Annotated in this window: 20 protein-coding genes; 15 read left to right on the top strand and 5 right to left on the bottom strand. The window is 56.9% G+C overall.

The genetic code is table 11. From position 1 onward, the window contains the following. Positions 1 to 41 precede the first annotated feature (41 nt). The 9 genes from ptsG (at position 42) to ACEPLT_RS08465 (ending at position 7,809) form a co-directional block, all read left to right on the top strand. Positions 42 to 1,475 (top strand): PTS glucose transporter subunit IIBC, encoded by a 1,434-nt coding sequence (gene ptsG / locus ACEPLT_RS08425; RefSeq protein ID WP_008500788.1) that lies wholly within the window; start codon positions 42 to 44, stop codon positions 1,473 to 1,475. Between the two features lie 246 nt (positions 1,476 to 1,721). Further along, complete coding sequence (gene hinT, locus ACEPLT_RS08430) at positions 1,722 to 2,081, top strand: purine nucleoside phosphoramidase (protein ID WP_008500786.1); 360 nt, start codon at positions 1,722 to 1,724, stop codon at positions 2,079 to 2,081. Position 2,082: 1 nt separating this feature from the next. Next, positions 2,083 to 2,457, top strand: a complete 375-nt coding sequence (locus ACEPLT_RS08435) for a YcfL family protein (protein WP_008500785.1) — start codon at positions 2,083 to 2,085, stop codon at positions 2,455 to 2,457. A gap of 10 nt (positions 2,458 to 2,467) precedes the next feature. Then, positions 2,468 to 3,115: a penicillin-binding protein activator LpoB gene (lpoB, locus tag ACEPLT_RS08440; protein WP_008500784.1), complete on the top strand. Its 648-nt coding sequence runs from the start codon at positions 2,468 to 2,470 to the stop codon at positions 3,113 to 3,115. After that, positions 3,096 to 3,908: a thiamine kinase gene (gene thiK / locus ACEPLT_RS08445; RefSeq protein ID WP_032674534.1), complete on the top strand. Its 813-nt coding sequence runs from the start codon at positions 3,096 to 3,098 to the stop codon at positions 3,906 to 3,908. The genes lpoB and thiK overlap by 20 nt, the downstream gene beginning before the upstream one ends. 23 nt (positions 3,909 to 3,931) lie before the next feature. Then, positions 3,932 to 4,957 (top strand): beta-N-acetylhexosaminidase, encoded by a 1,026-nt coding sequence (nagZ, locus tag ACEPLT_RS08450; protein ID WP_025911802.1) that lies wholly within the window; start codon positions 3,932 to 3,934, stop codon positions 4,955 to 4,957. 34 nt (positions 4,958 to 4,991) lie between these two features. Further along, positions 4,992 to 5,534, top strand: a complete 543-nt coding sequence (gene ycfP / locus ACEPLT_RS08455) for an alpha/beta hydrolase YcfP (RefSeq protein ID WP_032674535.1) — start codon at positions 4,992 to 4,994, stop codon at positions 5,532 to 5,534. 237 nt (positions 5,535 to 5,771) lie between these two features. Next, positions 5,772 to 7,076 carry an NAD(P)/FAD-dependent oxidoreductase gene (locus tag ACEPLT_RS08460; protein ID WP_008500780.1) on the top strand — a complete coding sequence of 435 codons (1,305 nt, stop codon included), beginning with the start codon at positions 5,772 to 5,774 and terminating at the stop codon, positions 7,074 to 7,076. Positions 7,077 to 7,269: 193 nt separating this feature from the next. Next, complete coding sequence (locus ACEPLT_RS08465; protein ID WP_008500779.1) at positions 7,270 to 7,809, top strand: glycine zipper 2TM domain-containing protein; 540 nt, start codon at positions 7,270 to 7,272, stop codon at positions 7,807 to 7,809. Between the two features lie 60 nt (positions 7,810 to 7,869). Here the strand turns inward: ACEPLT_RS08465 and ACEPLT_RS08470 are convergent, their stop codons facing one another. Then, the gene (locus ACEPLT_RS08470; RefSeq protein ID WP_032674538.1) at positions 7,870 to 8,505 is read right to left on the bottom strand and encodes a TetR/AcrR family transcriptional regulator; all 636 of its coding nucleotides are present in this window, start codon (positions 8,503 to 8,505) and stop codon (positions 7,870 to 7,872) included. Between the two features lie 244 nt (positions 8,506 to 8,749). Here ACEPLT_RS08470 and bhsA point away from each other — a divergent pair, with 244 nt between their 5' ends. Next, a complete protein-coding gene (gene bhsA / locus ACEPLT_RS08475; RefSeq protein WP_008500777.1) occupies positions 8,750 to 9,007 on the top strand; it encodes a multiple stress resistance protein BhsA in 258 nt (85 codons plus the stop codon). Positions 9,008 to 9,082: 75 nt separating this feature from the next. On the opposite strand, the gene ldtC is transcribed toward bhsA, so the two are convergent. The 3 genes from ldtC to ACEPLT_RS08490 form a co-directional block, all read right to left on the bottom strand. After that, a complete protein-coding gene (gene ldtC, locus ACEPLT_RS08480) occupies positions 9,083 to 10,048 on the bottom strand; it encodes a L,D-transpeptidase LdtC (protein ID WP_025911795.1) in 966 nt (321 codons plus the stop codon). 144 nt (positions 10,049 to 10,192) lie between these two features. After that, entirely contained in the window at positions 10,193 to 13,639 is a 3,447-nt protein-coding gene (gene mfd / locus ACEPLT_RS08485) for a transcription-repair coupling factor (protein ID WP_232928393.1), read from the bottom strand. Between the two features lie 148 nt (positions 13,640 to 13,787). Then, a complete protein-coding gene (locus ACEPLT_RS08490; protein ID WP_032674540.1) occupies positions 13,788 to 14,861 on the bottom strand; it encodes an acyltransferase family protein in 1,074 nt (357 codons plus the stop codon). A 256-nt stretch (positions 14,862 to 15,117) separates the two neighbouring features. On the opposite strand from ACEPLT_RS08490, the gene lolC reads away from it, so the two are divergent. From lolC to cobB, 5 genes are read left to right on the top strand one after another with little or no spacing between them, the layout of a single operon-like run. After that, positions 15,118 to 16,317 (top strand): lipoprotein-releasing ABC transporter permease subunit LolC, encoded by a 1,200-nt coding sequence (gene lolC, locus ACEPLT_RS08495; RefSeq protein WP_232928395.1) that lies wholly within the window; start codon positions 15,118 to 15,120, stop codon positions 16,315 to 16,317. After that, positions 16,310 to 17,011 (top strand): lipoprotein-releasing ABC transporter ATP-binding protein LolD, encoded by a 702-nt coding sequence (gene lolD / locus ACEPLT_RS08500; protein WP_008500772.1) that lies wholly within the window; start codon positions 16,310 to 16,312, stop codon positions 17,009 to 17,011. The genes lolC and lolD overlap by 8 nt, the downstream gene beginning before the upstream one ends. Next, positions 17,011 to 18,255, top strand: a complete 1,245-nt coding sequence (gene lolE / locus ACEPLT_RS08505; protein WP_032674543.1) for a lipoprotein-releasing ABC transporter permease subunit LolE — start codon at positions 17,011 to 17,013, stop codon at positions 18,253 to 18,255. The genes lolD and lolE overlap by 1 nt, the downstream gene beginning before the upstream one ends. Before the next feature lie 53 nt (positions 18,256 to 18,308). Beyond that, positions 18,309 to 19,220 carry an N-acetylglucosamine kinase gene (gene nagK, locus ACEPLT_RS08510; RefSeq protein ID WP_021240740.1) on the top strand — a complete coding sequence of 304 codons (912 nt, stop codon included), beginning with the start codon at positions 18,309 to 18,311 and terminating at the stop codon, positions 19,218 to 19,220. 14 nt (positions 19,221 to 19,234) lie between these two features. Further along, entirely contained in the window at positions 19,235 to 20,056 is an 822-nt protein-coding gene (gene cobB / locus ACEPLT_RS08515; protein WP_021240739.1) for a Sir2 family NAD+-dependent deacetylase, read from the top strand. A gap of 45 nt (positions 20,057 to 20,101) precedes the next feature. Here the strand turns inward: cobB and ACEPLT_RS08520 are convergent, their stop codons facing one another. Continuing rightward, on the bottom strand, positions 20,102 to 22,033 hold the full coding sequence (locus ACEPLT_RS08520; protein WP_232928397.1) for a methyl-accepting chemotaxis protein: 1,932 nt from the start codon (positions 22,031 to 22,033) through the stop codon (positions 20,102 to 20,104). Positions 22,034 to 22,105: the final 72 nt, after the last annotated feature.

Raw genomic sequence — 22,105 nt, forward strand, 5'->3', positions numbered from 1 at the left:
AAGCGTAAAAAAAGCACAAATACTCAGGAGCACTCTCAATTATGTTTAAGAATGCATTTGCTAACCTGCAAAAGGTCGGTAAATCGCTGATGCTGCCAGTATCCGTACTGCCTATCGCAGGTATCCTGCTGGGTGTCGGTTCTGCTAACTTCAGCTGGCTGCCAGCCGTAGTGTCCCATGTGATGGCCGAAGCAGGCGGTTCTGTCTTTGCTAACATGCCACTGATCTTCGCGATCGGTGTGGCTCTGGGCTTCACCAATAACGACGGCGTATCTGCGCTGGCTGCAGTGGTTGCTTACGGCATCATGGTGAAAACCATGGCTGTGGTTGCGCCGCTGGTTCTGCATTTACCGGCAGAAGAGATCGCCGCGAAACACCTGGCGGACACCGGTGTTCTGGGCGGTATCATTTCCGGTGCGATTGCAGCGTACATGTTCAACCGCTTCTATCGCATCAAGCTGCCTGAGTACCTGGGCTTCTTCGCGGGCAAGCGTTTCGTTCCGATCATCTCTGGTCTGGCAGCGATTTTCACTGGCGTGATCCTGTCCTTCATCTGGCCACCAATCGGCTCCGCTATCCAGACCTTCTCTCAGTGGGCTGCTTACCAGAACCCGGTTGTGGCGTTTGGTATCTACGGCTTCATCGAGCGTTGCCTGGTGCCATTCGGTCTGCACCACATCTGGAACGTTCCATTCCAGATGCAGATTGGTGAATTCACCAACGCAGCAGGCCAGGTATTCCACGGCGATATCCCACGTTACATGGCGGGTGACCCAACTGCAGGTAAACTGTCTGGTGGCTTCCTGTTCAAAATGTACGGTCTGCCAGCAGCGGCGATTGCTATCTGGCACTCTGCTAAGCCAGAGAACCGTGCAAAAGTGGGCGGTATCATGATCTCCGCAGCGCTGACCTCGTTCCTGACCGGTATCACCGAGCCGATCGAGTTCTCCTTCATGTTCGTTGCGCCGATCCTGTACGTTATCCACGCGATTCTGGCGGGCCTGGCGTTCCCAATCTGTATTCTGCTGGGTATGCGTGACGGTACGTCCTTCTCTCACGGTCTGATCGACTTCATCGTTCTGTCCGGTAACAGCAGCAAACTGTGGCTGTTCCCAATCGTGGGTGCGTGCTATGCCGTTGTTTACTACACCATCTTCCGCGTGCTGATTAAAGCACTGGACCTGAAAACCCCAGGCCGTGAAGATGCGACAGAAGACAGCAAAGCGGGCGCGACCAGCGAAATGGCTCCGGCACTGGTTGCCGCGTTCGGCGGTAAAGAGAACATCACTAACCTGGACGCGTGTATCACTCGTCTGCGTGTGAGCGTTGCCGACGTCGCGAAAGTAGACCAGCCGGGTCTGAAAAAACTGGGCGCAGCGGGCGTGGTTGTTGCAGGTTCTGGTGTACAGGCAATTTTCGGTACGAAATCCGATAACCTGAAAACCGAAATGGATGAATACATCCGCAACAACTAAGCTGTGACCTGGGGAGACTAAGGCAGCCGAATGGCTGCCTTTTTTATTTCTGTCTTAAAAAAATGCAGCAGCACGCTTTAACGGTCACTCTTCGTTCAGCTGATGAACATTCAGGAAAGAAATCGAGGGAGGAGGTTGAAAGGACAGGAGAAACTCGCTCATACTCTTGAATTGTGTCACGCACTCAACCAGAGCGTGTGTTAACAGCAATTGCTCGCGCCAGATTAAACAAAAAAGGAAAAGGTCATGGCTGAAGAAACGATTTTCAGTAAAATTATCCGTCGCGAAATCCCGTCGGATATCGTCTATCAGGATGAACTGGTAACGGCTTTCCGGGATATTTCCCCTCAGGCCCCGACGCACGTCCTTATCATTCCCAATATTCTGATTCCGACCGTAAACGACGTAAAAACCGAGCATGAAGTGGCGTTAGGTCGTATGCTGACGGTGGCCGCGAAAATCGCTGAACAGGAAGGCATTGCAGAAGACGGTTACCGTCTGATCATGAACTGCAACCGTCATGGTGGCCAGGAAGTTTATCATATTCACATGCATCTGCTGGGTGGACGTCCTCTGGGGCCGATGCTGGCACATAAAGGTCTTTGATATGCGTAAAGGGCGTATTGCAGCGCTGGTATTGACGATGATGATTGTGGGGTGCAGCTCGCGCCCGGCGATCCCCGTGAATGATGAACAGACGCTGGTGATGGAATCCTCCGTGCTTGCCGCGGGCATCACGGCGCAACAACCCGTGCTGACCATCAGTGAAATCAATTCCTCTGCCTCCTCTACGCTCTTTAATGAAAGACATGAACCCGTGACGGTCCACTACCGTTTTTTCTGGTATGACGTAAGAGGTCTTGAAATGCATCCGCTGGAGGCGCCGCGCAGCGTCACCATTCCGGCCAGATCGTCGGTAACGCTCTATGGCAGCGCCAACTATCTGGGTGCGCATAAGGTGAGACTTTATCTTTATCTCTAAGGGGTGAACCTTGATTAAAAACTTGAGCCGCTATGCGCTCGTGACAGCTTTCGCGCTGTTCCTGGCGGGGTGTGTGACCCGAACTGAACAGCCAGCGCCTGTGGAAGAGGCGAAACCGGGCACTGAACAGCCGACACAGCCAACGCAGCCGCAGCCAACCGTGCCGTCTGTGCCGTCTATTCCGTCACAGCCTGGCCCGATTGAGCATCCAGACCAGACGTCACAGCCCACGCCGCGCGTGCGCCATTACGACTGGAACGGCGCAATGCAGCCCATGGTCGGCAAAATGCTGCAGGCACAGGGCGTGACGGCAGGTAGCGTGTTGCTGGTTGATAGCGTAAACAACCGTACCAACGGTTCGCTGAACGCGGGTGAAGCGACAGAAACGCTGCGCAATGCGCTGGCAAACAACGGTAAGTTTACGCTGGTCTCGGCTCAGCAGCTCGCGGTAGCCAAACAGCAGCTGGGCCTGTCGCCGCAGGATAGCCTCGGCACACGCAGCAAGGCGATCGGCATTGCCCGTAACGTTGGCGCACAGTATGTGCTGTACTCTAACGCCACCGGTAACGTGAATACACCGGCCCTGCAGATGCAGCTGATGCTGGTTCAGACAGGCGAAATTATCTGGTCAGGTAAAGGTGCGGTTACGCAACAATGACAGCACGCGTGAAGAGATTCTGACGCGCTATTTTCCTCAGTACCGCCTTATCGCGCCGCAGGCCCACTCCGGGCTTGGCGGCGCGAGTTGCATTATTGCGCAGGGTGAGCAACGCCTGGTCCTGCGGCAAAATCACGATCCTTTCGCGCCTGCCTCCCATTTTCGTCGTCAGTTTCGTGCCCTGAGACGTCTTCCCTCAGATCTGGTACCCGCTCCTCGTTTTTTCAGACAGGGATGGATGGCCGTTGAGTATCTGGAAGGCGAGGTTAAAAGCGCGTTGCCGGACACGCCGCAGCTTGCGGCTATGCTGTATCATTTGCACCGGCAACCCCGTCTGGGATGGCGAATCACGTTATTTCCCTTGCTCGAACATTACTGGCAGCAAGCCCTGCCGGAGAGACGCAGCGCGGCGTGGCTGGCACAGCTCAAACGGCTGCGTAAAACGGGCGAGCCACAGCCGATTCGGCTCTCGCCGTTGCACATGGATGTTCATCCCGGAAATATTGTGCATACCCCGGCGGGGATCAGGCTGATCGACTGGGAATACGCCGGAGATGGCGATGTGGCGCTGGAGCTGGCAGCAGTCTGGACGGAGAGTGACGACGCGCGGCAGACGCTTATCAGGGACTACGCCGAGGTGGCGCGCATTGACGCCGACGCGCTGAGGCGTCAGGTCAAACGCTGGCGGCCATGGGTCGTCATGTTAATGGCTGGCTGGTTTGAAATGCGCTATCAGCAGTCAAGAGACAAACATTTTATTGCGCTGGCAGACGATGCCTGGCGTCAGTTATAAACGAAAGGATAAGAGAGGTGGATGTGGGTCCAGTCATGTTGGATGTAGAAGGGTTTGAACTGGATGCGGAGGAGCGTGAAATTCTGGCGCATCCGCTGGTGGGGGGCCTGATCCTGTTTACCCGCAACTATCACGATCCGGCGCAGCTGCGCGAGCTGGTGCGTCAGATCCGCGCCGCGTCGCGCAATCATCTGGTGGTCGCCGTCGATCAGGAAGGCGGCCGCGTGCAGCGTTTTCGCGAAGGGTTTACCCGCCTGCCGGCGGCCCAGTCTTTTGCCGCGCTGCTCGGCACGGAAGAGGGCGGGACACTGGCACAGGAGGCCGGCTGGCTGATGGCCAGTGAAATGATTGCCATGGATATCGACATCAGTTTTGCCCCGGTGCTGGACGTGGGGCATATCAGCGCCGCCATTGGCGAGCGCTCGTATCATGACGATCCGCGCATTGCGCTGGCCATGGCGACCCGCTTCATTGACGGCATGCACGATGCCGGGATGAAAACCACCGGGAAACACTTCCCTGGCCACGGGGCGGTAACGGCGGACTCGCATAAAGAGACCCCGCGCGATCCGCGCCCGGAAGCGGAAATTCGCGCCAAAGATATGTCGGTGTTCAGGTCGCTTATCACCGACAACAAGCTGGATGCCATCATGCCTGCGCACGTGATTTACAGCGACGTTGATCCGCGTCCTGCCAGCGGCTCTCCGCACTGGCTGAAAACCGTTCTGCGTCAGGAGCTGGGCTTCAATGGCGTGATTTTCTCTGACGATCTATCAATGGAAGGGGCGGCGATTATGGGCAGCTACGCTGAACGCGGTCAGGCGTCGCTGGATGCAGGTTGCGATATGATCCTGGTCTGCAATAATCGTAAAGGTGCCGTTAGCGTGCTGGATAACCTGTCGCCGATCAATGCAGAGCGTGTTACACAATTGTATCATAAAGGTTCATTTAGCCGTCAGGAGCTGATGGATTCGGCGCGCTGGAAGACGGTCAACGCCCGGCTTGAAGACCTGAATGAGCGCTGGCAGGCACATAAAGCCAGCCTGTAAACCCTCCCGGAAGGCGTAGCGTGGTGAGAAGACGATGATCATCTATTTACACGGTTTTGACTCAAACAGTCCTGGTAATCATGAGAAGGTGCTGCAGCTGCAGTTTATCGATCCGGATGTCCGGTTGATCAGCTACAGCACGCGCCATCCGAAGCATGATATGCAGCACCTGCTCAAAGAGGTGGACAAGATGTTGCAGCTCAACGTCGACGATCGGCCGTTGATTTGCGGCGTGGGGCTGGGCGGCTACTGGGCAGAGCGGATTGGCTTCCTGTGTGACATCCGTCAGGTGGTATTCAATCCCAACCTTTTCCCGAACGAAAACATGGAAGGCAAAATCGACCGCCCGGAAGAGTATATCGATATTGCGACCAAGTGCGTCAGCAATTTTCGGGAGAAAAACCGTGACCGCTGCCTGGTGATCCTGTCGCGTAACGATGAGGCTCTCAACAGCCACCGGGCTGCAGAACTGCTGCATCATTACTATGAAATTGTCTGGGACGAAGAACAGACCCACAAGTTTAAGAATATCTCCCCGCATCTGCAGCGCATCAAAGCCTTTAAAACGCTGGGCTAAACCACAGCCTGCCACTTCGGAAACCCGGTCGCGAACGCGCACCGGGTTTCTTTTTGTCCAGAATTGTCTACTTTTAAGCCATCAAAACTTGATGCATATCAATTTTGGTATGACCAATGCGCCTGACGTGGTATTCTCAATGCACCTGAATGGTTTCAGTGCTGTAACCTGTTGTTAATTAAGGGTTATTTTTATAACTTTTAATTAACAATTGGTTAATAATTTGAGGGGGTCACGTTGACTACGCCATTGAAAAAGATAGTGATTGTAGGCGGTGGTGCTGGCGGGCTGGAGCTGGCGACACAGTTGGGTAAGAAGCTGGGGCGCGGTAAAAAAGCCAAAATCACGCTGGTGGATCGTAACCACAGCCACCTGTGGAAACCGCTGCTGCACGAAGTAGCGACCGGCTCTCTGGACGAGGGCGTGGACGCGCTCAGCTATCTGGCGCACGCGCGCAACCATCATTTCCAGTTCCAGCTGGGCTCGGTGGTGGACATCAACCGTGAAAGCAAAACCATCACTCTGGCAGAACTGCGTGATGAAAAAGGGGAGCTGTTGGTTCCTGAGCGCAAGCTGCCGTACGACACCCTGGTCATGGCGCTGGGCAGTACCTCCAACGACTTCAACACGCCGGGCGTGAAAGAGCACTGTATCTTCCTCGATAACCCGCACCAGGCGCGTCGTTTCCATCAGGAAATGCTGAACCTGTTCCTGAAGTACACCAGCAATATGGGTGCGAACGGTAAGGTCAATATCGCCATTGTCGGCGGCGGTGCGACGGGCGTTGAGCTGTCCGCTGAGCTGCACAATGCGGTGAAGCAGCTGCACAGCTACGGTTACAAAGGGTTAACGAACGAAGCGCTGAACGTCACGCTGGTCGAAGCCGGTGAACGCATTCTGCCTGCGCTGCCTCCGCGTATTTCCGGTGCGGCGCACAATGAACTCACCAAGCTGGGCGTGCGGGTGCTGACGCAGACCATGGTGACCAGCGCCGACGAAGGCGGCCTGCACACCAAAGACGGCGAGTATATCAAAGCGGATCTGATGGTCTGGGCGGCAGGTATCAAAGCGCCTGACTTTATGAAAGATATCGGCGGCCTGGAAACCAACCGCATTAATCAGCTGGTCACGGAGCCAACGCTGCAAACCACGCGTGACCCTGAAATCTTTGCTATCGGTGACTGTGCCTCCTGCGCCCGTCCTGAAGGTGGATTCGTGCCGCCGCGCGCCCAGGCTGCACACCAGATGGCAAGCCTGGTCCTGCACAACATTCTGGCGCAGTACAAAGGCAAGCCAATGAAGGCCTATGTTTACAAAGACCACGGTTCTCTGGTGTCTCTGTCAAACTTCTCAACCGTCGGCAGCCTGATGGGCAACCTGATGCGCGGCTCGATGATGGTAGAAGGGCGCATTGCCCGCTTCGTGTACATCTCCCTGTACCGTATGCACCAGATTGCGCTGCACGGCTACTTCAAAACCGGGCTGATGATGCTGGTGGGCAGAATCAACCGCGTGATCCGTCCGCGTCTGAAGCTGCACTAATCTTTCACTCCCTCCGGGCTCTCCGGAGGGAGTTTTTAGCATTTCATGCTGTAGATCACAGTTTGACTGCTTAAGAGTTCTCCTAAATAGAATATATCTCCTCGCTATGCCCCTTTTTTGATCCTTTATCTGATTGGCGAAGCCGTGCCTCCATTGCAAAATTGTTACCAATAGCAACAAAGGAGGAAGTCCCGTGAATAAATCAATGTTGGCGGGTATAGGGATTGGCGTCGCGGCTGCGTTAGGTGTGGCTGCCGTTGCCAGTCTCAACGTATTAGACCGCGGCCCGCAGTATGCGCAGGTGGTTTCTGCTACACCGATTAAAGAAACGGTAAAAACGCCTCGTCAGGAGTGCCGTAACGTCTCCGTGACGCATCGTCGTCCGGTGCAGGATGAAAACCGTATCGCCGGTTCTGTTCTGGGCGCGGTAGCGGGTGGCGTGATTGGTCACCAGTTCGGCGGCGGCCGGGGTAAAGATGTGGCTACCGTGGTCGGCGCGCTGGGTGGCGGCTATGCCGGTAACCAGGTGCAGGGCGCGATGCAGGATAACGATACCTACACCACGACTCAGCAACGCTGCAAAACCGTCTATGACAAGTCGGAAAAAATGCTGGGTTATGACGTGACGTACAAAATTGGCGATCAGCAGGGCAAAATCCGCATGGATAAAGACCCGGGCACGCAAATTCCGCTCGATGGAAATGGTCAGCTGGTTCTGAATAACAAAGTGTAAAAAAGATGTTCTCTGAATTTAGCTCCTCATGCGCTCAGGCTGAGGAGCTTTTTTTTTGCTTCAGATTTTGAGTAGCTCAGGCCACATCCGCAGCGTGGTGTCGCTTATATTCTGCAGTTTTTCCAGCGTTGCCCCTTCACGGGCGCTGATTGACATCCCCTGCAAAATACAGCTCAGGTATTGCGCCAGCAGCTGAGGGTTGCACTGTGCAGGGAGTTCACCGCGCTGCTGCCGCTGAGCCAGAAAGGCGCTCAGCGTCTCCTCCTGCATGGCATGACGCGATTTCACCGTATTGGCAATCTCTTTCGAGGACGCCGCCAGGGTGGCAGAGGTGTTAATCATAAAGCAGCCCGCAGGCGTGTCCTTACTGGTGAAGCAGGTCGCGACGGCGGTGAAGTAATCTCGAAGCGCCTGTTCAACGCTTTTCTCTTCACAAAACAGCTGGGCTTCGTGTTTCGCCGCAAAGCGCGAAATGTATCTGTCCAGCACTGCCCTGAACAGCCCCTCTTTATTGGTAAATTCGGCATAGAGCGTCGGCGCTTTGGCGCCGGTGGCTTCTACCAGATCGGAAAGCGAGGTTGCTTCATACCCATGTTGCCAGAAGAGAGTCATGGCCTTATCAAGCGCTGCATCCCTGTCAAACACTTTTGGTCGGCCACGGCTTTTCTTTGCACAACTCGTGACGTCGGTTGTCATGTGCCGTTGGTCCTCTGTTGGTTTGTTGAATGACCATTATAAAAATAAACGCAAGTCACCACCAGCGCTGAATGCTTAAAAATAAATTAATCATATGAGTATGAAAAATAAAGACTTTAAAATTAAGTTAACGACCATTATAAAATTGTGTTGACGTGTGAGATGGATCACATTTATGATTTCCCTATCGATCGTTAACTAAATAGCTAACGACCTCCAAATTCATCTGCTAAAGGTAAACATCATGAAAAACGTAAAAACCCTCATCGCTGCTGCTGTCCTGAGTTCACTCTCTTTCGCAAGCTTTGCTGCTGTACAGGTACAGTCCACCCCGGTCGATCAGCATAAAGTCGGGACGATCTCTGCCTCTGCCGGGACTAACCTGGGTTCACTGGAAGATCAGCTGGCGCAAAAAGCGCAAGAGATGGGTGCAAAATCTTACCGCATCACCTCTGTGACCGGTCCTAACACCCTGCACGGCACCGCCGTCATCTACAAATAAGCCGGGCATAAACCCTCATTTATGCCACTGCAATAAAAAACGCCCTGCTTAGCAGGGCGTTTTTTTATTTATGATTTACATCGATTGCTGGATGACATCGTGATGCCGGGTGACGTCGGTCGGCATGCCTGAGCGGGCCTCCATTGCGCGCTCCATCACCTCGCTGTTGGTATTCGCATTCGTTTTAAAGCTTACCATCGCGGCATTCAGGTTAATGGGCAGCGTCTGCGGGTCATCGCCAATGTTTTTCGATAGCGGCTGGTGAATTTCAACCAGCCGCACGCCGCCCGGCTCCTCAGAAACCTTGATCGGCGTATTGATAATATTGACTTTCGTACCCGGCGTAACGACGTTAAACAGCGTTTTGATATCGTCATCGCGCAGACGAATGCAGCCGGAGCTGACGCGCATGCCGATGCCAAAGTCCGCATTCGTTCCGTGCAGCAGGTAAACGCCGCCGTAGGCCGCCAGACGGATCGCGTGGTGACCCATCGGGTTATCCGGGCCTGCTGGCACCACGGCTGGAAGATCGATGCCCTGAGCTTTATAACGGGCACGAATATTGGCCGTTGGTGTCCAGGTTGGATTCGCGCGTTTATCCGAGACGGTGGTGACCATCGTCGGCGTCAGGGTGTCGCCGCCCAGCTGACCAATACCAATCGGGTAGACGGTCACCTCATTTTTACCCGGCGGGTAATAGTACAGACGCAGCTCCGCCAGATTTATGACGATCCCCTCACGCGGAGCGTCCGGCAGGATAGTCTGTAACGGGATAGTCAATACGCTGCCCGCGCGCGGGACGTAGGGGTCGACGCCAGGGTTCGCCTGCAGCAGGGCCAGAAAACCAACGTTATATTTTTTGGCAATGGCTTCCAGCGAACCGCCATTATTTTCAACCACATGAAAGCGGTTTTCCCCCACCACCTTGCTGCCGGGCGGAGGAAGGGGCCAGGTATTTGCGCGAGCGGGAAGCGCAACGGCAACGGTGGCTGCCAGCGCAAACAGGGTTAACCAGCGAGTCATACGCGAAGAGATCATCACCATAGTCCATATAAATGATAAGGTTATTGTTTTATAAAGCGTTAAAGATAATTATGGCGAATGGGTGTGTCGGGAAGATCGGGTGAAGTGCAAAGAGTTTGTAAATTGTCCCCCGTTAGCGCTGGGCTAACGGGGGAAGGGAGGTTAGGCGATCGCATTCTCTTCCAGCTGGCGCATAAAGTTACGCACCCAGTCCATGCGGGTTTTGCGCTCCGTCAGCTCCTGGGTAAATTTCAGACGCGTTGGGCCATCCAGACGGAAATGCTGCGGCTGTTTTTGCAGCAGACCGATGAGCCACATCGGGTTGACGTGGTTCTTCTCGGCGAACTCAATCACGCCGCCTTTTTCGTTGCCTTCAAGCTTGCGAATGCCCAGCTTCTGCGCCTGCTGGCGCAGGCGCGCGATATCCAGCAGATTTCGCGCCGCATCGGGCAATAGACCAAAGCGGTCGATCAGCTCAACCTTAATCTCTTCCAGCTCGTTTTCCGTCTTCGCGCTGGCGATGCGCTTGTAGAACGACAGGCGGGTATTTACATCCGGAATGAAATCGTCCGGCAGCAGGGAAGGCATGCGCAGCTCGACCTCGGTCTGCTGGCTGGTGAGATCTTCCAGCGACGGCTCGCGCCCGGCCTTCAGGGCATCAACCGCGTTTTCCAGCAGTTCCATATAGAGCGAGAAGCCGATGGTCTCCATCGAGCCGCTCTGGTCCTCACCCAGCAGCTCACCGGCACCGCGGATCTCGAGATCGTGCGTGGCCAGCGCGAAGCCTGCACCGAGGTCTTCCAGCGAGGCGATGGCTTCCAGACGCTTTTGCGCGTCGGTGGTCATCGCTTTTGGATGCGGCGTCAGCAGCCAGGCGTAGGCCTGATGGTGCGAACGCCCGACGCGGCCACGCAGCTGGTGAAGCTGCGCCAGGCCAAAGTGATCCGCACGTTCAATGATGATGGTGTTCGCCGTCGGAATGTCGATCCCGGTTTCGATGATGGTGGTACACACCAGCACGTTAAAGCGCTGATGGTGGAAGTCGTTCATCACCCGTTCCAGCTCGCGCTCGCGCATCTGCCCGTGACCGATAGCAATGCGCGCTTCCGGCACCAGCTCCGCCAGCCTGTCGGCCGCTTTCTGGATGTTTTCCACGTCGTTGTACAGGTAATAGACCTGACCCCCGCGCAGCACTTCACGCAGAATGGCCTCACGCACCACAAGATTATCGTATTCGCGGACGAAGGTTTTTACCGCCAGACGGCGCGCCGGCGGCGTGGCAATAATCGACAGATCGCGCATGCCGCTCATCGCCATGTTCAGGGTTCTCGGGATCGGCGTCGCGGTCAGGGTCAGGATATCGACGTCGGCGCGCATCGCTTTGATACGTTCCTTATGACGCACCCCGAAGCGGTGCTCTTCGTCGACGATCAGCAGCCCCAAATCTTTCCACTTCACGTCGCTTTGCAGCAGCTTGTGGGTACCGATCAGAATGTCAATTTTGCCTTCGCTTGCCTGCTCCAGGATCTGCGCCTGCTCTTTGGTGCTGCGAAAACGTGACAGCATCTCGATGCGTACCGGCCAGTTGGCGAAGCGGTCGCGGAAGTTGTCGAAATGCTGCTGAGCGAGCAGGGTGGTTGGCACCAGCACCGCCACCTGCTTGTTGTTTTCCACCGCAAGGAAGGCGGCGCGCATCGCCACTTCGGTTTTACCGAAGCCGACGTCGCCGCACACTAAACGGTCCATCGCCAGCGGCTGGCACATGTCGCTCAGCACGGCGTTAATGGCCTGAGCCTGATCCGGCGTGGTTTCAAACGGGAAGCTGTCGCAGAAGAGCTGATACTGTTCCTTATCATGCTTAAAGGCGAAGCCCTCTTTGGCCGCGCGCTGGGCGTAGATATCCAGCAGCTCGGCGGCCACGTCGCGCACTTTTTCCGCGGCCTTCTGGCGCGCGCGCGCCCAGGCGTCGCCGCCCAGCTTGTGCAGCGGCGCGTTCTCTTCGGCACCGCCCGCGTAGCGGCTGATCAGATGCAGGGACGACACCGGGACATACAGTTTGGCGTCGTTGGCGTAGGTCAGCATCAGGTATTCACCTTTAATGCCGCCCGCCTCGAGCGTGGTCATGCCCTGATAGCGCCCAACGCCATGCTCCAGGTGCACAATCGGCTGGCCCGGATGCAGCTCGGCCAGGTTGCGGATCAGCGTGTCCGGGTTGATGGTTCGACGGCTGTCCTGACGACGGCGCGCGACGCGCTCGCCCAGCAGGTCGCTTTCGCAAATCAGCGCCAGGTTGTTGAGCGTGTCGATGAACCCATGCTCGGCGGCGCCAATCATCAGGTAACGGCCGTTTCCGGTCGCTTCGCTCAGGCGCAGGATGCGCTTCGGCGCCACCTTAATGCGTCCCAGCAGCTCACCTAACGCTTCGCGACGGCCTTCACTCTCAACGGAGAACACCACCGGGCCGGTAAACGACTCCAGAAACTTGCGCAGATTATCCAGCGGGGATTTCTGCTGCGCCTGGACGGCCAGGCCCGGCAGCGTCCGGAAGGCGAGGTTGGTGTTGGCGGCCTTGTCGTCAAGCGAATCGGTTTTCAGCTGCATGCGCGGCCAGCGCTTCAGCTCGGCGTTGAGCTCGTCGGTACGCAGCCACAGCGCCTCCGGCGGCAGCAGCGGACGCATCGGGTCAACGCCCCGGTTTTCGAAGCGAGCGCGGATTTCGCTTTCAAAGCGGCTGGCGCTGGCGTCGATATCCCCGGTGTTAACAATCAGGGTGTTCGCCGGGAAGTAGCTGAACAGGGCAGGGAGCGGCTCGCTGAAGAACAGCGGCTGCCAGTATTCGATCCCGGCAGGCAGCGTGCCTTTGCTGACCTGTTGATAAATATGTTCCGCGTCGCGCTTCACCTCGAACTTATCGCGCCACTGGCTGCGGAACAGTTCGATAGCGGTTTTGTCCGTCGGGAACTCATGCGCGGGCAGTAAATTGATGGACTCGACCTCCTCCAGCGTGCGCTGGGTGTCGGCGTCGAAGACGCGCAGGCTGTCGATTTCATCATCGAAAAAGTCCAGACGATACGGCTGGTCGCTGCCCATCGGGTAAAGGTCGAGCAGCGCGCCGCGGGTCGCGTATTCCCCGTGCTCCATCACCTGATCGACGTGGCGATACCCGGCGCCGTCAAGCTGCGCCCGCAGGGCATCACGGGACAGGCGCTGGCCTTTTTTCATTACCAGCGCATGGCCATGCAGGTAGCTGTGCGGACAGACGCGCTGCATCAGGGTGTTTACCGGCACAATCAGCACGCCGCGCTGCATGGTCGGGAGTTGATACAGCGTCGACAGGCGCGAGGAGATGATCTCCTGGTGCGGGGAGAAGCTGTCATAGGGCAGCGTTTCCCAGTCGGCCAGGCTGAACACCAGATTATCGGTGAACTGGCGAATTTCATCGTGCAGGCGCAGGGCGTTTTGCATATCCGGGGCAACCAGGATCACCGGGCCAGGATGACGCTCAGCAATTTCCGCCACCAGCGTGGCGCACGCTGCGCCCGTGAGTTCACCCAGCTGGCGCTGGTCGCCCGCTTTGACAGGCAAGGAATAACGATAGTGTTCAGGCATGGCTATGTCAGAGTCTCTTATGGATATACCAACAGTATTGGGGCATATCACTGATACGCAATGTCTTTATTATCCTCGATCGTTTTACATAAGCAAATCGTAACCGCACGGCGGGGTTATACGCCCCCGAAAGGGGGCGGAGAGGGCATTAACGGGTGGTCGGCGAGAGCGTAAGCGTCGAAGGCGGAGAAAAGAAAATGTCCCCGAACAGCGCGGTGGAGAGTTTACGCACCCCCAGCCCGGCCAGGGTACAGATAAGCAGGCTGGCAAACGGGTAGACCAGAATTAAGGTGAGTTCGGCCCAGACCGGCCAGTAAGCGGCATTCATCTCGCCAATCAGGAACAGGCTAAAGGCCTCAATGAGGATGCGGTGGGTGGTATAAATCGCAATGGTATTGGAGCCAATCACGTTCAGCAGGTTGTCAGGGTGAACGGCATAGCGCTGCTCAACGCTGTAGAACAGCTTCATGATCAGCACAATCGACAGCAAGGAGAGCAGCAGCGGAACGTTAGCAAACCACAGCACCACGGAGACGGCGGCGAAAGCGCCCGTTGCCAGCCAGGTGCGGCGCAGGTTTAGATTTTTCATCCATGCCATCAGCTCAGCGCCATACCACGCCCCGAGGCTGTAGTAGATCATGTTGCGTACCACGCTGTTCATTCCCCACCACGGCAGCGGCAGGAAGTTGATCGCGATGCTTGCCAGCGCCAGCAGTCCCAGCATCGGCAGCTTCCAGCGGCTCAGCAGTTTACACAACGTGAAGTAGACCACCAGGGCATACAGATACCACAGGCTGGTGCTGGCGGTGAGCATCCCTTGCACAAATCCCAGGAGCGAATCGGCGTAGGCCGCGTTCGACGAGGTGGCAACCTCGCGATCGGGCGCCAGCCAGGCGTTCAGGTGGGTCAGCGCCTGCCATTGCAGAATCCCCCACAGCGCCAGAACCCAGACAATGCTCCAGATTCGCTTGTCGAGGCTGGTTCGCCAGTCCACCTCGTCAATATAACGACGGATCAGATAGCCGGAGATAAAGAAAAAGACCGGCATACGGAAGGGGGCGAGATAGAGATTAAAATAGATCCAGCATTTGGCGAGAAGGCCAGAGAGCGGGTGTTGCAGCCCGATCAGGTGCGGATAAAACGTGATAACTGAATGGTAGATAACCACCAGGCAGATACACAGCCCTTTTATCTGGTTAATCCATAATGCTTTTTGCTTCATTGTTCGCAACTACCTTATTGCCTTAGACGAACGAGCAATTGTTGTTAAACGAAACCGGGCTGTAATGGGTAACAGTCTGTATCAGGAGGTTTTTCGGAAAAGGTGGAGGTTACGAGGTGCGGTTTCAGATATTAGTATCCTGATTTATCTGAATTTTTTGGAAAAATGATTACCAAAGCTTACGGTTTCAGTCATTTACGCTTAACGGATTCGCTTATATACTCGTGGGTCTGCTATCAGCAAACAGACGGACTTCATGTATCAACCTGTCGCACTCTTCATAGGCTTACGCTACATGCGTGGGCGCGCCGCGGACCGCTTCGGTCGCTTTGTCTCCTGGCTTTCGACTATTGGCATTACGCTTGGCGTGATGGCACTGGTGACGGTGCTTTCCGTCATGAATGGCTTCGAGCGCGAGCTGCAAAACAACATCCTGGGGCTGATGCCGCAGGCCGTACTCTCATCCACTAACGGTTCGGTTAACCCACAGCGGCTGCCGGAAAGCGCGGCGAAGTTACAGGGCGTCACGCGCGTTGCGCCGTTGACCACCGGCGACGTGGTGCTGCAAAGCGCCCGCAGCGTGGCGGTCGGCGTGATGCTGGGTATTGACCCGGCGCAAAAAGACCCGCTGACGCCGTATCTCGTAAACGTGAAGCAGACCGATCTGCAAGCCGGAAAATACAACGTGATTCTGGGTGAGCAGCTTGCCGGTCAGCTTGGCGTCAACCGCGGCGATCAGCTGCGCGTGATGGTGCCTTCAGCCAGCCAGTTTACGCCGATGGGGCGCCTGCCAAGCCAGCGCCTGTTTACCGTGGTTGGGACCTTTGCCGCCAACAGTGAAGTCGATGGTTACCAGATGCTGGTTAACATTCAGGACGCGTCACGCCTGATGCGCTACCCGGCCGGCAATATCACCGGCTGGCGCCTGTGGCTCGACGCGCCGCTGAAGGTCGATACCCTCAGCCAGCAAAAACTGCCGGACGGCACCAAATGGCAGGACTGGCGCGAGCGTAAAGGCGAGCTGTTCCAGGCCGTGCGGATGGAGAAAAACATGATGGGGCTGCTGCTGAGCCTGATCGTCGCCGTGGCTGCTTTTAACATCATCACCTCGCTGGGACTGATGGTGATGGAGAAGCAGGGCGAGGTCGCTATCCTGCAAACCCAGGGGCTGACGCCGCGGCAGATCATGGCCGTGTTTATGGTGCAGGGGGCCAGCGCCGGTATCATCGGCGCGCTGCTCGGGGCGGTGCTGGGTGCGCTGCTTGCCAGCCAGCTCAACAATTTAATGCCGATCATCGGCGCGCTGCTTGACGGCGCGGCGCTGCCGGTGGCCATCGAGCCGCTGCAGGTGGTCGGTATTGCGCTGGCCGCGATGGCCATTGCGCTGCTTTCTACGCTTTATCCTTCCTGGCGCGCTGCCGCCACTCAACCCGCTGAGGCTTTACGTTATGAATAAGATCCTGTTGCAATGCGACAACCTGTCCAAACGCTATCAGGAAGGCACTGTGCAAACCGACGTGCTGCACAATGTGAGCTTTAGCGTGGGCGAAGGCGAGATGATGGCGATTGTCGGCAGCTCCGGCTCCGGTAAAAGTACCTTATTACATCTGCTGGGCGGGCTGGATACTCCAACCAACGGCGACGTGATTTTCTCCGGCCAGCCGATGAGCAAAATGTCCTCAGCGGCGAAGGCCGAGCTGCGTAACCGCGAGCTGGGCTTTATCTACCAGTTCCACCACCTGCTGCCGGATTTCACGGCGCTGGAAAACGTGGCGATGCCGCTGCTGATTGGCAAAAAGAAACCGGCAGAAATTAACGCCCGCGCCAGCGACATGCTGAAAGCGGTAGGGCTGGGCCATCGCGGAAACCACCGTCCGTCGGAGCTGTCCGGCGGCGAGCGTCAGCGCGTGGCGATTGCCCGTGCGCTGGTCAACAACCCGCGTCTGGTGCTGGCGGATGAGCCTACCGGTAACCTGGACGCCCGCAACGCGGACAGTATTTTCCAGCTTCTGGGCGAGCTGAACGCCTCGCAGGGCACCGCGTTTCTGGTAGTGACCCACGATCTGCAGCTGGCAAAACGCATGGGGCGCCAGCTTGAGATGCGCGACGGCCATCTGAACGCGGAACTGACCCTGATGGGAGCAGAGTAATGGCGTCACCGTTATCGTTACTCATCGGTTTACGTTTTAGCCGCGGCCGCCGTCGCGGCGGCATGGTGTCGCTGATCTCCGTTATCTCGACCATCGGTATTGCGCTGGGTGTGGCGGTGCTGATCGTCGGCCTGAGCGCCATGAACGGCTTCGAGCGCGAGCTGAATAACCGTATTCTGGCGGTCGTGCCGCACGGGGAGATCGAACCGGTTAACCAGCCGTGGACGAACTGGAGCGACGCCCTGAACAAAGTGGAAAAAGTGCCCGGCATCGCCGCGGCTGCGCCCTACATTAACTTTACCGGGCTGGTGGAGAGCGGGGTAAACCTGCGCGCCATCCAGGTGAAAGGGGTGAATCCGACGCAGGAAGCGCGCCTCAGCGCGCTGCCGAACTACGTGCAGAACGGCGCGTGGGCCAACTTCAGGGCGGGCGAGCAGCAGATCATCATGGGTAAAGGCGTTGCTGATGCCCTGAAGGTGAAGCAGGGCGACTGGGTGTCAATCATGATCCCGAATGCCAGCGCCGATCACAAACTGCAGCAGCCAAAGCGCGTGCGCCTGCACGTTACCGGTATTCTTCAGCTGAGCGGTCAGCTTGACCACAGCTTTGCGATGGTGCCGATGGAGGATGCACGCCAGTATCTCGACATGGGCGACAGCGTGACGGGCATTGCCATTAAGGTGAACGACGTCTTTAACGCTAACAAACTGGTGCGCGACGCGGGCAGCGTGACCAATAACTATGTCTACATCAAAAGCTGGATCGGCACTTACGGCTATATGTACCGTGATATCCAGATGATCCGCGCCATTATGTATCTGGCGATGGTGCTGGTGATCGGTGTCGCGTGCTTTAATATCGTCTCGACGCTGGTGATGGCGGTCAAAGACAAGAGCGGCGACATCGCCGTGCTGCGTACCCTTGGGGCAAAAGACGGTCTTATTCGCGCCATTTTCGTCTGGTACGGTTTGCTGGCGGGGCTGTTCGGCAGCCTGTGCGGCGTGGTGATTGGCGTGGTGGTTTCCCTGCAGCTAACGCCGATTATCAACGGGATTGAAAAGCTTATTGATCACCAGTTCCTGTCGGGTGATATCTATTTTATTGACTTCCTGCCGTCAGAACTGCACTGGCTGGATGTTTTTTATGTGCTGCTTACAGCACTTTTACTGAGTCTGCTGGCAAGCTGGTATCCGGCGCGTCGCGCAAGCCGAATTGATCCGGCGAGGGTATTAAGTGGCCAGTAATTACGTCACGATCTAGCGGCTTTCGGGTCGCCAGATCGAAAGAGGAATGCGTTATGTATTATGGATTTGATATTGGCGGCACCAAGATTGCGCTCGGCGTGTTTGATAAAGACCTCAAACTGCAGTGGGAAACCCGCGTTCCCACGCCGCGCGACAGCTACGACGAATTTTTAACCGCCATTGCCGCGCTGGTGGCGCAGGCCGATGAACGCTTTGGCGTGAAAGGCAGCGTCGGCATTGGTATTCCGGGCATGCCGGAAACCGACGACGGTACGCTTTACGCGGCCAACGTGCCTGCCGCCAGCGGTAAACCGCTGCGCGCCGATCTCTCCGCGCTCCTTGAACGCGACGTGCGTTTAGATAACGACGCCAACTGCTTTGCGCTCTCCGAAGCCTGGGATGATGAGTTCCGTCAATATCCGCTGGTGATGGGGCTGATCCTCGGTACCGGCGTCGGCGGAGGAATCGTCATCAACGGTAAGCCCATCACCGGCCGCAGCTACATCACCGGCGAGTTTGGTCATATCCGCCTGCCGGTGGATGCGCTGGAGGTCGTCGGCCGTGATTTCCCGCTGACCCGCTGCGGCTGCGGGCAGCACGGTTGTATTGAGAACTACCTGTCAGGCCGCGGGTTTGCATGGCTTTACGAACACTTCTATCATCAGAAACTTGAGGCCCCTCAAATCATTACCCTGTGGGAGCAAGGGGATGCGCAGGCGCGTGAGCACGTCGAGCGCTATCTGGATCTGCTGGCGGTGTGTCTGGGCAATATTCTCACCATCGTCGACCCGGATCTGCTGGTGATCGGGGGAGGGCTCTCAAACTTTACCGCGATTACGGAACGGTTGTCCGGGCGTTTGCCCCGACACTTATTGCCGGTTGCCCGCGTGCCGCGTATTGAACGCGCGCGACACGGGGACGCAGGAGGCATGCGCGGAGCCGCATTCCTTCATCTCACCGATTAGTTTACGAGGTTTCTATGCTGTCGCGTCGCCAGGGTCGACTCAGCCGTTTTCGCAAAAATAAACGCCGCTTGCGTGAGCGCTTGCGCCAGCGGATCTTTTTCAGAGACAGAATGATGCCAGAAGCGATGGATAAACCCAGAGTGGTGGTGCTGACCGGGGCGGGGATCTCCGCCGAGTCAGGAATTCGAACCTTCCGCGCGGCGGACGGGCTGTGGGAAGAGCACCGCGTGGAGGATGTTGCCACGCCGGAAGGCTTTGCCCGTGACCCGGATCTTGTGCAGGCGTTTTATAACGCCCGCCGTCGTCAGCTTCAGCAGCCTGACGTCGCGCCGAATGCCGCGCATCTGGCGCTGGCGAAGCTGGAAGAGGCGCTGGGCGATCGTTTTCTGCTGGTGACGCAGAATATCGACAACCTTCACGAGCGGGCCGGTAACAAGAACATCATCCATATGCACGGCGAGCTGCTCAAGGTTCGCTGCGCCTGGAGCGGTCAGGTGCTGGACTGGAAAGAGGACGTGCTGCCGGAGGATAAGTGCCACTGCTGCCAGTTCCCGTCGCGCCTGCGTCCGCACGTGGTCTGGTTCGGCGAAATGCCGCTGGGAATGGATGAGATCTACAGCGCGCTGGCGATGGCCGACGTGTTTATCGCCATCGGTACATCCGGCCACGTTTACCCGGCGGCGGGGTTTGTTCACGAAGCGCGGCTGCACGGTGCGCATACGGTAGAGCTCAATCTTGAGCCAAGCCAGGTGGGCAGCGAGTTTGAAGAGAAACACTACGGCCTGGCAAGCACGGTTGTTCCGGAGTTTGTCGACAAGCTGCTGAAAGGGCTGTAACGGCAATCGCCTGAAAAGGCACCCGCCGGGCGGGTGCCTTTTTATTTAAGAATGAAAGAAGGCCAGCGTCTTCTCCAGCGATTTAGCCTGCTCGTCCAGCGAAAGCGCCGCCGCAGAGATCTGCTGAACCAGTGAAGCGTTCTGCTGGGTGGTGCTGTCCATCTGGTTGACGGCGGTACTGACCTGGCTAATCCCCCGATTCTGCTCGTCCAGCGCCTGAACAATGTCGTTGATGACCAGATGCACGTGCGACACCGCCTCAATCACCTGTTTCATCATTACGCCGGTCTCATTGACCAGCTCGACGCCTTTGCTGACGCGGCCTGAGGACTCGGCAATCAGCTGAGAGATCTCTTTGGCCGCGTTAGCGCTTCGCTGGGCAAGGTTGCGTACTTCACCTGCGACTACCGCGAAACCGCGTCCCTGTTCACCTGCGCGCGCCGCTTCAACGGCCGCATTCAGCGCCAGAATATTGGTCTGGAAGGCGATGCCATCGACGATACTGTTAATCTCACCGATCTTGCGCGCGCTCTCATCAATCTCGCCGATCACCACGACCACGTCGTTCACCAGTGTTTCTCCATGTCCGGCGAGCGTCGCAGCGCGATCGGTCAGGGTGGTCGCCTTGTGGGCGTTATCGGCATTGTTCTTCACCGTAACCGAAATCTCTTCCATGCTGGCAGCGGTTTCAACAATCGCCGCCGCCTGTTCCTCGGTACGCGAGGCGAGGTCAAGGTTGCCCGCCGAAATTTCGCTGGTCCCGCCGTGCACGGAGTGGCTGGCTTCGCTGATGTTGTCGACGATGCGCTTGAGCTGCGTCTGCATGGTGTGCAGGGCATAAAAAATGCTGTGGGTATCTCCGGAGCGCACCGGGATGGTGTTGTTCAGATCCCCGCGGGCGACGGCCAGGGCGATCCCGGCGGCCTCGGAAGGTTCTCCCCCCACCGGACGGTCAACCTTGCGGGTAAAAATCTGGGCCATCACCAGGCTAACCGCAACGATGCTTAACACCATCATGATGATGGCCTTCAGTAAAAATGCGCGCGCTTCGGCCATCACTTCGCTGACCGGGGTGATGATGGCGAGTTTCCACGGCGTCTGGCTATTACCGACGGCGATCGCCTGCCAGGTGATAAACACCTCTTCTTTCAGCAGCGGATCGTTTACCCGAGTGACGTCATGTCCTGCAATGTGACCCGCGTAAGGCTTGCCTGCCGCACCTTTTTCCGGGCTGGACACCACGTTATTGCCCGCAGACAGGAGCAGGGCGTAGCCTGTGCCGTTCCACGGTTTAATGGCGCCAATCATGGACTGCAGCGTGGCGAGCGAGAAGTCAGAGGTGACTGAGCCCAGAAACTGACCGTCACGCATGATGGGGGCGGCAATTGAGGTGAGCATCACGTCCACGCCGTTGTAGGGGTAAATATAGGGTTCGATGATCACATCTTTATGCCGCTGTTTCGGCAACAGATAGTAATCGCCGCTGCCGGGCGTTTCGATGTCCGTCAGCAGGTGCAGTGTCGGTTTGCCGGTGGCATCGCGGTCGACGTAGCGGGCGTAGCGCCCGGCAGGATCTTCGCCGCTCTGACCGGCAAAGACGGCATCTTTATCGTCAAACGCGTTGGGCTCAAAGGCCATCGACATCGAGAGAAACGACGGGTGAGCCGAGAGGTAGTGGACGAGCAGCTGGTTCAGGCTCTGGCGATCGGAAATGCCCGCTTCGCGTAGCGCGAGGGCGCTGTTGCCCATATCCCGGGCGGCAGTCAGGGCAGAATCCAGCTGTTTGCTGACCTGTAAAGCTTGTACCTCGGCTATCTGGCGAATATGGTTTTTGGCCAGCACCTCTTGCTGCGCCATCCATTGCCACATCATAAACCCGATCGTTGCCGTAAAGCCCACCGTCACGGTGAGGAAAATGGACAATAGCATCAACGTCTTGACTCTTATTTTTTGTCTTCGGACCATGGCGTCTTTCATTCTCATCTCCCGTAATGTCGTGCATGTCGGGCAGGCACAAAGTACTTATCGGATATTTCATCCCCTTTCTGT

The sequence above is a fragment of the Enterobacter sp. fkY84-1 genome, from assembly GCF_052974705.1.